Genomic DNA, 11951 nt, shown 5'->3' with positions numbered 1-11951 from the left:
ACTGTCCCCGTCCTAGGCGGGGCGAGCAGCCGAAAAACCGCGCCCCGCTCTTGCTTCCGCCTGCGCCGCCAAAAACGCATCCGGTTGCCAAAGCTGAAAATGATCCGCTCGTCCGACGAAGGTGACCTCGGTAGAGATGCCGGTGAATTCCCGCACAAAATCCGTCACCATCAATCGACCTTCCTGGTCGAGCTTCATGAAAACACCGCCGCCGTGAACCAGCAGCGACATTGCGTTCGCCTCCGGCGAGAAGGCATCCATGGACGCGATCTGCCGCTCGTAGCGCTCCAGCAGATCCGGACCGCCGACACTGATTGCCGGAAACGCAAAATCCTGGAGACAATAAAGCTCCTGAATGCCGCGCTTCGCCAGCACCGAACGAAACGGAGACGGAACCGAAACGCGCCCCTTGGCGTCGATCCTGTTCGTCACGTTCGATAAAAAGCGGTCCATTACTCAACTCGCCAAAACCGCATGCCGCAAAGCGATTCATCCGCCCTGCAGCCGACACCGGTACGCACGACACATCGCCAAGCGCCAGGGCGACGTGCCCTGCAGCAGCCCCTTGCAGGCTCCTCACTCGTTTCAGCGATTGCGGGTCAAAAACACGACCCAATGTGGTGTGCATTTGGGATATCATGGGACACTATGGGCGTCAATGGGATGAAGCCGGCACGATACCGCCTTCGCATCGGAAATTCATAAGCCGTTAAGTTTAACGAATGGTTTACTTTGCGCGCAGCAATCCGTCTTCACGACGCAAGAATGCATCATGGAAAAATATATTTTCTTTTATGAAACAACAGGATGTCTTCATCCCGCCAAAATTTCCACCCTCGAAGCCGAAGAGGAAATTCGCCAGTTGGCCTGTAAGCCGGGTTCTGTATGGCCCCGGTTTGACCCGGAACGTGGCAGCCATTCATCTGGGACGGCATTTGCATGCCGCCTCGCGCAACCCACCCGGATGACGGGCCCGGAAACCGGCTGTGAACGGGCTTTCGCCCGCCCCGTGTCATCCCTATTCGGTCTTGCTCCCGGTGGGGTTTACCTTGCCGCCGCTGTTACCAGAAGCGCGGTGGGCTCTTACCCCACCCTTTCACCCTTACCATGCGGATGCATGGCGGTTTGCTCTCTGTGGCACTTTCCCTGGGGTCGCCCCCGCCGGACGTTATCCGGCACCGTATTTCCGTGGAGCCCGGACTTTCCTCACCTTACCGTCTTTCGACATTGGTAAAGCGCGGCTGCCCGGCCAACTGGCATGGGCTGCATAACCATGTTCCGCAGCGAAAGCCACCGAAAAGCGACGGCCAAGATTAAAGAAATGCGGGTTTGAAATCCGTCGAGAAAGCACCGTCGGCGATTTCTCCGTCTCGTAGCAGCAACGCGCCAAGCCGTCCGATCTCATCGGAGCTCTTGGCCGCCGTGCCGTTACCACCGGTCAGAACGGCGATGCGCGGTGAGGCTGTGAAACCAATGGCGGGATAACCGCTGCCGGTTTTGGAGACGACACAGGCGGCCATCGAGACACGCGAGAGATCGATGGCAGGCACCAGCGTTCCGACGATGTCAGCGAGATGATCCCGCACGCTTTCACGTCCGCCGGAACGGAACCATTCCCGGATTTCCGGATCACTGCCGAGCCGCTTGTCATCGGGATCGCCGCCAATCTTCAGGTAGAATTTGCCATCGGGATAGCGGACCGGCGGCAGAAGATAGATATGTTTTGTCGTATCGCGCGGCTCGTAGATCAGCGACGGCATGCCGGCATATTGATCCAGATCACCCTCATCTATCTCAAAGAAAGCAACGGTGCGGGCATAGACATCCAGCGCTACCGGCTGGGGCAACAGATCTTTGGTAATCGAGAAGCCGCCAGCCGCCACCAACACCCGGTCTGCGGTGTAAACCGCACCTGATGCCGTATGAACCGATGCCCGGCCACTTTCTTCCCGCGTGGAAACAACGATATCGTCGATCAGCGTAACACCCGCCTTTTCCGCCAGTATGGTCTGTGCTTTCACCAGCGCGCGGGGATTGACGTAACCGGCATTATCCCTCTCGAAGACGCCTTCGCAGCTCTGTTCAAAGGAGAAATAGGGAAAGCGGCTTTTCAGGCTCTGGTCATCCAGGAGTTCCGTGGAAACCCCGAGCCGAGCAGCCGCCTTCAGAACATCATCGACAAAGGGATTGGCGCCGCCCCGCTCAGGCCCAACCATCAGGCAGCCGACCGGCGCGTAAAACTCGACACCGCTGCGTGTGGCAATATCGCCATAACGTGCAATGGAACGGTTGGCGAGCAACGCCCAGTCGGCATCGCCATCGATGGTGCGGGTAATCCGCGCCTCGTCATAATGGCTGGCGAAGACGCCTTGATGCGATTTTATATCTGCAGGCTCACCGGGACCGATCAGCGCGACGCCATCCACTGTTTCGGCCAGATGGCGGGCGGCGGCGGCGCCCATCATGCCGCGGCCCACGACGATATATTTGAAATGTCCCGACATGCCGCCCCTCTTTACCCGCTCACTTCCGTCGAAACCTTTTAGCCGCTTCGCCCGAAAATGTCAGACGAAAACCGGGGCCATTTCGGCGGCGAACTCATCCTCTGCCAGCTGACCGTTCAAAAGCAGCACGGCTCCCAGCCGTCCGATTTCGTCCGAAGATTTGGCAGAAACGAAATTGCCGCCGGTCAGAACCGCGATGTTGGAAGATTGCGTATAGCCGATGTAGGGATAGCCGCTGCGGGTGATGGAGGCGACACAGGAGCCGGAGGTCACGGGGCAGCCGGCAAGCTCCGGCATCAGTGATAGCGCCCGCTTCTTCAAAAACTCCACCTCCTCAGGCGTGCCGTCCGAATGGAACCAGCCAACCGCGTCAGCCAGCGTTTCCAGCCTGCCCTTCTCGCTCTCGCCGCCGATCTTCAGATAGACCTTGCCGTCGGGATAACGCACCGGCGGCAGGATGTAGACGATGTCGTCCTCGGTCTCCGCGAGGACGATGGTGGATGGCATCGCTCCAAACAGGGCCTGCCTTGCCTCGTCCAGCTCGAAAAACACGATGGTTCGGCCCGTTGCCGCCATATCGACCGGCGATGGAAGAAGTTCTGCCATGTTGGTAAAACCGCCGGCGGCTACGATGACCTTTTCGGCGGTGTGGATGGCCCCTTCGCGGGTCGAAACCTCAACGCCACGGGAGGTATCGCGAATATGCGTCACCGTCTCGCGCAGCAACCGTGCGCCCTGCGCTTCCGCAATGGCGCACTGCGCTTTCACCAGGGCCCGTGGATTGACGTGACCGGCATTCCGCGCCTCGAAATAACCGCCTTGATCGGCTGGCAGGGAGAACATCGGAAACCGGTCGGCAAGCACATCATGGCCCAGCGTCTCTATGCCGAGGCCTAGACGGTCGGCCGAGGAAAGGGCGCGCGAGACATAATCACCGGCAAGACCCTTGCCGTTGCCGGTGAACAGGCAGCCCGCTTCGGTGAAAAAGCGGATGCCGCTCTTAGCCTCGATCTCGGCATAACGGTGGATGGAACGTTGCGCCAGTTCCGCCCAGACGGGATCACCGTCAAACCCGCGAGTGATGCGCGCCTCGTCGTAATGGCTTGAGAACACGCCCTTATGGGTCTTAGGATCGGCGGGTTCACCCGGGCCGATCAGCGCCACGTCATCCGTTTGCACTGAGAGATGCCGCGCCGCAGCCGCTCCCATCATCCCGGCCCCGACGACGATATATTTGAAATCAGGCATGTCATGCTCCGTATCAGCTTTGCTTCTGACTACAGCATGACGGGTGGGAGCGGAATCGCTTTTCGCAATTTCTCAGACGATGGAGGCCTCAGCCGGCCAGCAGCGCCTGCACCTTGCCGCAATAACGCTTGGAGACCGGGTTCATGCGGGTAGCGCCATGGCCGGCATTGTACCGCAGGATCGTGCTACAAACCTGACCGCCGCCCAGCTGATGCGCCGTCGCCAGATATTGCATGCCCCAGCGAATGTTGGTCTCGGGATCGTACAGCGCCTTGGTCGTGCCGCGATAACCCATCATCCGCGCCGTTGCCGGCTTGATCTGCATCAGCCCGACTTCGCCGGCGCTGCCACGAGCCTTGGGGTTGAACTTGCTTTCAACCGAAACCACGGCATGCGCCAGATTGGTGGGAACGCCGTAACGCTTGGCATATTTGACGATCAGATCGGAATAATCGTTCCTGAGCGAAGAAGGCAGGCTCTTTTCTGGCATGGGATAACCGGGCTTGCGGAAGAAATTCTCCAGCGTCACGGTTTTGGTCTTCACGTCTTCATCTTTGGCAAAAGCAATCCCCGCCTGCGAAGCGAGTACAGCAATACCCACTACGACAGCAACAACAACCCTGTTCATATGTAGAAAAAGTCTCCAGATCGGAGGACCGGAACAATGAATCGGCACAATTAGTCAACGCCCGGAAAGTCGATCGCGACTCTCCGCCGTCCGGTCTCCTTGATTGATATTGACGGCAGGTTCCCCTGAAGAACGTCACCGCATACAGTGCTGTTCTTAAACTTCCTCAATGCGGATTAACTGTGGCAACCCAAAAAAAGCGACTTGCGGAGCGCGGCAAACCGGGATTCGTTTTCCAGAAACTGCGTTCAGGCGACCGAAAATTTCGGCAGGTTGGCAATCAGCCGGTGCAGGGTGTCAATGGTGGAAAAATCCGCAATGCCATCCACCAGTGCGGGCCGGAAATGCCTCTGGAACGCCGCCACGGCGCCCTCGGTTTTTTCACAATAATTGCCCGTTATTTCAACGCCGTAACCATAGATGGACAGCATCGACTGCAGCGCTTCGACGGGCTGGCCATGGTCGCCGCGCTGGAAAAAACGCCCGCCGCGGATTGGCGCGGGTTCAACCCAATGGCCGACACCGTGCTGCGACAGGATGTCCCACGGGAATTTTTCGCCCGGATCGACCTTGCGGATCGGCGCCACGTCCGAGTGGGCAAGCACCCTTTCAGGGGCGATATGCCACCGCTGGCCGCAATCGCGACATAATTCGATGACGGCTTCCACCTGCTCCATGGGGAATTCCGGCAGCCCGCCGGGATGGCCCTGATTGGCGATTTCGATGCCGATGGAGCGGGAGTTGATATCCTCGTCCCCGGCCCAGGAGCTTTTTCCCGCGTGCCATGCACGGCGGGTTTCCGGCACAAGCTGGATGATGCGCCCGTCTTCGAAAACAAAGTAGTGGCTCGACACCTGGCTTTCGGGATTGCAGAGCCACGACAGAGCACCATCGGCTGTCGTCATGCCGGTATAATGAAGAAGAATGATATCGGGACCGGGCACGCCGATCCTCTCGCCGTGATTAGGCGAAGGCGCAACAGTTGCGCCCCCGAAATCCGGGGTAAAATCCGGCAGACATTCACTCATGCGACGCGGCGTTCTTTCTCGATGGCCGCATAGGCGGCGTTGAGAGCCGCCATACGCTCATTCGCAGCCGCATGCAATTCCATGGGAACGCCACGGGCGATGAGCTTGTCGGGATGATGCTCCGCCACCAGCGAACGGTAACGCTTGCGGATATCCAGGAAGTCGTCGGACGGCGAAACACCGAGCACGCGGTAGGGATCGCGCCCATCCATATGCACATGCCGCGCCATGATCGTTTCGAAATGATCTTCGGTGATATGGAAGATTTCCGCGATACGGCCGAGGAAGGCGAGCTCACGCTCGTGGATCAGGCCATCCGCCTTGGCGATATGAAACAGGCCGTCGATGACGCTTTCCAGCATCTCGCAATTATCGTGACCGGAACCGCAAAGACCGGCCAGCCGCTCCGCATAGGCTTCATAACCCGCAACGTCCTGACGTGCGAGGTTATAAAGACGGGCAACGTTTTTGGCTTCTTCTTCCGGAAAATCGAAAATCTGCCTGAAGGCCCGCACCTCGGCATCGTTGACGATGCCGTCGGCCTTTGCCATCTTGGCGGAAAGCGCGATGATGGCCACGGAAAAAGAGACCTTGCGGCGCGTTTCCGGATCACCTTCGAACAGGGTGCGGATGGCTTCCACCACGCGACCAAGCGCGTTGCCTGCCGCGTCGCCGATTGCGCCGAGCAGCCGTTCCCACAGGGATGAAATTTGCAAACAGGCGAAATCGAACATCATGACCGCAAGCATGACGGGATATTGCCGCGAATGCAATATCCACAGCGGGTAAGCGGCATTAACTTTTATTCATCTTTGCGACAGTTTTGCTTCAGGAACAAGATAGCGGGGTGAACGGAACTCCGGGTTTTCCACAGGGCACTGGGCCCGTGTCGGCAATGGGCCTATTGAAACGATTATATTTGCCCGGTCAGGTCAAGCCGCTGAAAAAGCGCGAGAAATCGGCGTTTTTCTTGATAAATTCACTTTACACCTACACGCGGCTGTCGCATCCATTTGCCAGACATGTCCAGACATGTGTTTGAGTATACGCAAAAGGAGAGCCATGATGGCCAAACAGAAAGTCGCAATGCTGACCGCGGGTGGCCTTGCGCCCTGTCTCTCTTCGGCCGTGGGCGGCCTGATCGAACGATACAGCGATATAGCGCCTGAGATCGACATCATCGCTTACCGCTCCGGTTATCAGGGCGTGCTTCTGGGTGATCGCATCGAAATCAGCAAAGACATGCGGGAAAAGGCGCATCTGCTGCATCGTTACGGCGGCTCGCCGATCGGCAACAGCCGCGTCAAGCTTACCAACGCCGCCGATTGCGCCAAGCGCGGCCTCGTCAAGGAAGGCGACAATCCGCTTCGTGTCGCTGCCGAGCGGCTGGCGGCTGACGGCGTCACCATTCTTCATACCATCGGCGGTGACGACACCAATACGACCGCAGCGGACCTCGCCGCCTATCTCGGCGCCAACGGCTACGACCTCACCGTCGTCGGTCTGCCGAAGACGGTGGACAATGACGTGGTTCCGATCAAGCAGTCGCTTGGCGCCTGGACGGCCGCCGAAGTCGGCGCGTCCTTCTTCGACAATGTCAGCAACGAGCAGAGCGCAGCCCCCAAAACCTTCGTTATCCACGAAGTCATGGGCCGCCATTGCGGCTGGCTGACGGCGGCTACCGCCCGTGCCTATATCCAGAAGACCAACGGCAACGAATATGTCGAAGGCCTGATGATGAACACGCAGATGAAGAACATCGACGGCATCTACCTGCCGGAAATGGCCTTCGACATCGAAGCGGAAGCCGAGCGCCTGAAGGAAATCATGGACAGACACGGCTACGTCACGCTGTTCGTCTCCGAAGGTGCCGGTCTCGATTCCATCGTCGCTGAACGCGAGGCTTCCGGCGAAGCGGTAAAGCGCGATGCCTTCGGCCATGTGAAGATCGACACGATCAATGTCGGCGGCTGGTTCCAGAAGCAGTTTGCCAGCCTCATCGGCGCAGAACGCTCCATGGTGCAAAAATCGGGCTATTTCGCCCGCTCTGCCCCCGCCAATGGTGACGATCTGCGCCTCATCCAGGGCATGGTCGATCTCGCCGTGGAAAGCGCACTCAACAAGGTCTCCGGTGTCACCGGCCACGACGAAGACCAGAATGGCAAATTGCGGACCATCGAATTTCCGCGTATCAAGGGCGGAAAGCATTTCGACCTCTCTGCCAAATGGTTTACCGAAGTGATGGAACATGTCGGTCAGCCGTTCACAGCGGCCTGATTTTACGGTAGGCTAAAATAAGACGGCGACAGGGAGGGCAAGGAGGAAGAGAATGTCTGGACAGGCCTGGCTGATTTTTTGCGCAGCATGTGCCGTGGTGTTCGCACTCCCCTCTCCCCTTGTATTTTCTGTCGCCTCTTATGCCGCCATCCGCGGCAAAAAGACGCTTTTGGCTTCCGTCAGCGGCGGCGCTCTCGGTATCGTAACCGCCATGACGATTTCAGCCATTCCTGTGGCCGGCTTTGCCTATATGCCGCAGTCTTTCGTGGAAATCGTGCAATGGGCCGGGCTCGGTTGGCTGATGCTGTTTTTCCTGTGGACTTTCGCCACTCCCGCCGCCCAGGCGGCCAATGCCGATAATGACAATCTGGCTGGCAAGTCCGGGAGCGGAACGTTCCGAGATTGTTACGCAACCGCCGCCCTGAGACCGCGCTATTTCACCTTCTTCCTGGCGCTGTTGCCGCAATTCATCTCCACCACCGGCAATGCGGTAGAGACGTTTGCCGTGGCGCAGGCCGTAGTCCTGCTTCTGGCTCTGGCCATTCTCATCGTGCAGGGGCTGTTTCCCGAATCGACTCTGGCACTGGTGCGGCGCATGTCTGGCGACAAGAAAATCCGCCAGAAGTACCGCACGCACTTCATTTCCGGCCGCGCGGTCAGCGCCGGATACAGGCGCATCGCGGCCTGAAACACTGCAAGTCGCCTCCCGGCTTGCCGCTTTCCTTACAATAGGTTAATGAAGCTCGACGGGACACTGCCTGCTTCGCTCGACGCGGGGGTATCGAAAGACAGGCATAACGAAGGCGGCAACATGCGAAATTCGGGCAAATTCCGCGGAAGAAGGACACTTCTTCTGTCTTCCACCGTGGGTCTGGCACTGGCATTGAGCGCATGCACCAGCGTCGAATATACCGCGAAGGACGGGCCGAACGGCCCTAAAATCGCAACGGTCAACCCCGCGACCACTCCTGCGTCGACATCCGCGCAGCCGGCAGCGACCGATGCCGCAGCAGCAACCCCGACAGCTGCATCGGGTCAGACCGCCGAAACCGCAGCCTCTTCTCAGGCAGCAGCACTTCCCACAGCCGTCGCCGTCAAGGGCGGACGCGTGGCGCTGCCGCCGGCTTCCGAAATAGCTGCCGCCGCTGCGATCACTGCCCAGATGCAGCCGCAACAGACCGAGGTCGCCCAAGCCGCCGTGGCGGCATCTGCACCCACCGCGGCCGCAGCACTCGCACCGGCAAGCGCCGCTCCCGCGGCGGCAGCCATCGAAACGGCGGCTGCGGCGGCCAAACCTGCCTCCCATAATGCCGCGGCCGATCTGCCGCAGGTGGTTGCCGTCAAGGGCAGCTTCCCGCCGGCACCGCCGCCGCCCGGCTCACCCTCCATCGGCACCGAACTGACGGCCGAACGCAAAGTCATTCCGCTGCCCAAGCCGGACAGCACCGTTCTCGCCTATGCCGCCGGACCGACCAACGCCGCCCTTGCCGCCATCCGGCAGAATGAAGCGATGACTGCGCCGCTTAATACGCCACCTGCCGGACGCGAAAAACTGAGCGGGCTGATTTCCAAATACGCCAGCATGTATGATGTACCGGAAGACCTGGTTCATCGCGTGGTGCAGCGCGAAAGCCGGTATAATCCCGGCGCATATAACAGCGGTAACTTCGGCCTGATGCAGATCAGGCACGCTACGGCACGCTCCATGGGCTTCGATGGCCCCGCCTCGGGCCTGTTCGACGCCGAAACCAATCTCAAATACGCCGTCAAATATTTACGCGGCGCATGGGTGGTAGCGGGCAACGACCGCGACAACGCCGTCAGGCTTTACGCGCGCGGTTATTATTACGATGCAAAACGCAAGGGCATGCTGCACGTTCTGCGCAAGTGATCGCCTTTGGCGTCGCTCTGAGCGCGGTGCAGCCGTTTGCCTTCCTTGAGCGTCGGGCATTTTCCATTCGCCATCCCTGGTTTTGTCCCAAGGATTTGAAAACCTCGCAAATATCAGGACGTGCAGATCCTCGGGACGAGCCCGAGGCGACGTATCCGTAGCGGCGCCAGTTGCCTCCCCATCCGTCGCTGGGGCGGTTCTTTGTGTCCCGCAGTGCCGGCCGTCTGGTTTTCCAGCGTCTCCATCATTCCCCACCTTCGCCAACAGCCCCTGTCATCAAACTGTAGCGTCACGGCTGTAGACGCCTCTCAATCGACTGAGAGGTGAACAAATGACGAGTGCGGCACCCAAGACCGGCTTCAGCAAGAACACGAAACTGAAGTCCGCATTGCTCCAGCACAAGGCTCTCTCGAAAAGCGGACTCTCCGAACGGTTCTTCGGCGTTCTCTTCTCCGGCCTCGTCTATCCGCAAATCTGGGAAGATCCCGAGATCGACATGGAGGCGATGGAGCTTGGCGAAGGTCACCGTATCGTCACCATCGGTTCCGGCGGCTGCAACATGCTGGCCTATCTCTCGCGCAACCCGGCCAGCATCGACGTGGTTGACCTCAATCCGCATCACATTGCGCTGAACAAGCTGAAGCTCGCCGCCTTCCGCCATCTGCCCGCCCATCAGGACGTGGTGCGTCACTTCGGCCGCGCCAATATGCGCAGCAACAGCCACGGTTACGATCGCTTCATCGCCGAACATCTTGATGCCACGACCAAGGCTTACTGGTCGAAGCGCACGCTTTCCGGCCGTCGTCGCATTTCGGTGTTTGACAGGAACATCTATCACACCGGCCTGCTCGGACGCTTCATCGGCGCAGGCCATCTCATGGCCAGGCTGCACGGTGTGAAGCTCACCGAAATGGCCAGGACCCGGACGCTCGAAGAACAGCGCCAGTTTTTCGACAGCAAGGTCGCGCCGCTCTTCGACAAGAAGGTGGTCCGCTGGTTGACGAAACGCAAAAGCTCCCTCTTCGGTCTCGGCATACCGCCCCGCCAATATGACGAACTGGCAAGCCTTTCCGATGACGGCACGGTTGCCTCGGTTCTGAAGCAGCGGCTGGAAAAACTCGCCTGCAACTTTCCGCTGAGCGACAATTATTTTGCCTGGCAGGCCTTTGCACGCCGTTATCCGGAGCCGCATGAAGGCTCTTTGCCCGCCTATCTCAAGTCGGAATATTACGAGACAATCCGCAACAATACGGCGCGCGTCGCCGTGCATCACGCAACCTACACCGAGCTTCTCTCCAAAAAGCCGGCAAGCGCCGTCGACCGCTATATCCTCCTGGACGCGCAGGACTGGATGACGGATGTGCAGCTCAACGAATTGTGGTCGCAGATCAGCCGTACCGCCGCATCGGACGCCCGCGTCATCTTCCGCACCGCAGCCGAAAAGAGCGTGATCGAAGGCCGGCTTTCCCCCGATATCCGTAATCAGTGGGTCTATCTGGAAGAGCGTTCCAGCGAGCTCAACGCCTTGGACCGCTCGGCCATTTATGGCGGTTTCCATATTTACCAGAGGGCTATGGCATGAAAACCGTCGGTGAGAATGTAAGTCTTGCAGATAGTGCACATGCGAGCCTGATGGACCGCATGTATCGCCACCAGCGACATATCTACGATATCACCCGCAAATATTACCTTCTTGGCCGCGACCGGACCATTTCCGGCCTGAACGTACCAAAGGGCGGCACGCTCCTGGAAGTCGGCTGCGGCACCGGTCGCAACCTGCTGCTGGCCGGCCGCAGGTTTCCTGACGCCAAACTATTCGGCCTCGACATCTCCGCTGAAATGCTGCTGACCGCAGCCGAGAATTTCGCCGGCAGGGCGGAACGCCCGATTTTGCGCGTGGCCGACGCCACCGCTTTCCGCCCCTCCGAGTTCGGTCAGCCCGACGGGTTCGACCGGGTCATGATTCCGTATGCGCTGTCGATGATACCGGACTGGGAAAAGGCAGTGGAACAGGCGCTCAAGGCGCTGAAACCCGGTGGCGCGCTGCATATTGTCGATTTCGGCCAGCAGGAACAGCTGCCGAAGTGGTTCCGCACGCTCCTGCACGGCTGGCTCACGCGCTTCCATGTTACGCCCCGCGCCAATCTTCGCTATGTTCTGGCCAATATGGCAGGCCGTTTTGATGGCAACCTCGAATTTGAGGAAATCGCCCGTGGTTACGCCTGGCGGGCTGTCATTACCCTTCCGGTCACTGAAGCGCAGCAACCGAAAATCCACCGCATCCTGGCCGACGCCTGATTGCAGAAGGCATAGGTACCCCGCGCGCGCCGAGAGGCGTCACCGTCAAGGCTCCTGCAGCGCCTTATTCGGCGATG

Annotated in this window: 11 protein-coding genes and 1 other RNA gene; 5 read left to right on the top strand and 7 right to left on the bottom strand. The window is 59.3% G+C overall.

Annotated elements, in window-relative coordinates:
- Positions 1–12 precede the first annotated feature (12 nt).
- The 7 genes from mraZ to DOU54_RS00415 form a co-directional block, all read right to left on the bottom strand.
- Positions 13–453 (bottom strand): division/cell wall cluster transcriptional repressor MraZ, encoded by a 441-nt coding sequence (gene mraZ, locus DOU54_RS00445; RefSeq protein WP_004430734.1) that lies wholly within the window; start codon positions 451–453, stop codon positions 13–15.
- 401 nt (positions 454–854) lie between these two features.
- Positions 855–1257: RNase P RNA component class A (rnpB, locus tag DOU54_RS00440), an RNA gene on the bottom strand.
- Positions 1258–1313: 56 nt separating this feature from the next.
- Positions 1314–2504: an NAD(P)/FAD-dependent oxidoreductase gene (locus DOU54_RS00435; RefSeq protein WP_022556604.1), complete on the bottom strand. Its 1191-nt coding sequence runs from the start codon at positions 2502–2504 to the stop codon at positions 1314–1316.
- A gap of 60 nt (positions 2505–2564) precedes the next feature.
- Complete coding sequence (locus DOU54_RS00430) at positions 2565–3752, bottom strand: FAD-dependent oxidoreductase (protein ID WP_113381185.1); 1188 nt, start codon at positions 3750–3752, stop codon at positions 2565–2567.
- 88 nt (positions 3753–3840) lie between these two features.
- The gene (locus DOU54_RS00425) at positions 3841–4380 is read right to left on the bottom strand and encodes a lytic transglycosylase domain-containing protein (protein ID WP_004442810.1); all 540 of its coding nucleotides are present in this window, start codon (positions 4378–4380) and stop codon (positions 3841–3843) included.
- Positions 4381–4628: 248 nt separating this feature from the next.
- Entirely contained in the window at positions 4629–5408 is a 780-nt protein-coding gene (locus DOU54_RS00420) for an N-acetylmuramoyl-L-alanine amidase (protein WP_113381186.1), read from the bottom strand.
- A complete protein-coding gene (locus DOU54_RS00415) occupies positions 5405–6145 on the bottom strand; it encodes a J domain-containing protein (protein WP_034498855.1) in 741 nt (246 codons plus the stop codon). Before DOU54_RS00415 ends, DOU54_RS00420 begins: the two co-directional genes overlap by 4 nt.
- A 328-nt stretch (positions 6146–6473) precedes the next feature.
- Here DOU54_RS00415 and DOU54_RS00410 point away from each other — a divergent pair, with 328 nt between their 5' ends.
- The 5 genes from DOU54_RS00410 to DOU54_RS00390 all read left to right on the top strand — a co-directional run bounded on the left by DOU54_RS00410 (position 6474) and on the right by DOU54_RS00390 (position 11874).
- Positions 6474–7685 (top strand): pyrophosphate--fructose-6-phosphate 1-phosphotransferase, encoded by a 1212-nt coding sequence (locus DOU54_RS00410; RefSeq protein ID WP_004442813.1) that lies wholly within the window; start codon positions 6474–6476, stop codon positions 7683–7685.
- A 52-nt stretch (positions 7686–7737) separates the two neighbouring features.
- Entirely contained in the window at positions 7738–8373 is a 636-nt protein-coding gene (locus DOU54_RS00405; protein ID WP_113381187.1) for a LysE family translocator, read from the top strand.
- Positions 8374–8496: 123 nt separating this feature from the next.
- On the top strand, positions 8497–9576 hold the full coding sequence (locus tag DOU54_RS00400) for a lytic transglycosylase domain-containing protein (protein ID WP_113381297.1): 1080 nt from the start codon (positions 8497–8499) through the stop codon (positions 9574–9576).
- Positions 9577–9907: 331 nt separating this feature from the next.
- Positions 9908–11158: a BtaA family protein gene (locus tag DOU54_RS00395; RefSeq protein ID WP_112766573.1), complete on the top strand. Its 1251-nt coding sequence runs from the start codon at positions 9908–9910 to the stop codon at positions 11156–11158.
- Positions 11155–11874, top strand: a complete 720-nt coding sequence (locus tag DOU54_RS00390; protein ID WP_022556612.1) for a class I SAM-dependent methyltransferase — start codon at positions 11155–11157, stop codon at positions 11872–11874. The genes DOU54_RS00395 and DOU54_RS00390 overlap by 4 nt, the downstream gene beginning before the upstream one ends.
- Positions 11875–11951 lie beyond the last annotated feature (77 nt).

Origin of the sequence: Agrobacterium sp. MS2, assembly GCF_003261015.1 — a bacterium.
In the GTDB taxonomy this organism is placed as follows: domain Bacteria; phylum Pseudomonadota; class Alphaproteobacteria; order Rhizobiales; family Rhizobiaceae; genus Agrobacterium; species Agrobacterium pusense.
Note: the sequence above shows the minus strand (reverse complement) of the source record. Positions and strands in the feature narration are given on the sequence as shown.

Excerpts from the sequence above, each read along its gene's own strand:
- DOU54_RS00405 (WP_113381187.1), top strand. The coding sequence starts at position 7,738 with ATGTCTGGACAGGCCTGGCTGATTTTTTGCGCAGCATGTGCCGTGGTG.
- DOU54_RS00415 (WP_034498855.1), bottom strand. The coding sequence starts at position 6,145 with ATGATGTTCGATTTCGCCTGTTTGCAAATTTCATCCCTGTGGGAACGG.
- DOU54_RS00425 (WP_004442810.1), bottom strand. The coding sequence starts at position 4,380 with ATGAACAGGGTTGTTGTTGCTGTCGTAGTGGGTATTGCTGTACTCGCT.
- DOU54_RS00420 (WP_113381186.1), bottom strand. The coding sequence starts at position 5,408 with ATGAGTGAATGTCTGCCGGATTTTACCCCGGATTTCGGGGGCGCAACT.
- DOU54_RS00430 (WP_113381185.1), bottom strand. The coding sequence starts at position 3,752 with ATGCCTGATTTCAAATATATCGTCGTCGGGGCCGGGATGATGGGAGCG.
- DOU54_RS00435 (WP_022556604.1), bottom strand. The coding sequence starts at position 2,504 with ATGTCGGGACATTTCAAATATATCGTCGTGGGCCGCGGCATGATGGGC.
- DOU54_RS00395 (WP_112766573.1), top strand. The coding sequence starts at position 9,908 with ATGACGAGTGCGGCACCCAAGACCGGCTTCAGCAAGAACACGAAACTG.
- DOU54_RS00400 (WP_113381297.1), top strand. The coding sequence starts at position 8,497 with ATGCGAAATTCGGGCAAATTCCGCGGAAGAAGGACACTTCTTCTGTCT.
- DOU54_RS00410 (WP_004442813.1), top strand. The coding sequence starts at position 6,474 with ATGGCCAAACAGAAAGTCGCAATGCTGACCGCGGGTGGCCTTGCGCCC.
- mraZ (WP_004430734.1), bottom strand. The coding sequence starts at position 453 with ATGGACCGCTTTTTATCGAACGTGACGAACAGGATCGACGCCAAGGGG.
- DOU54_RS00390 (WP_022556612.1), top strand. The coding sequence starts at position 11,155 with ATGAAAACCGTCGGTGAGAATGTAAGTCTTGCAGATAGTGCACATGCG.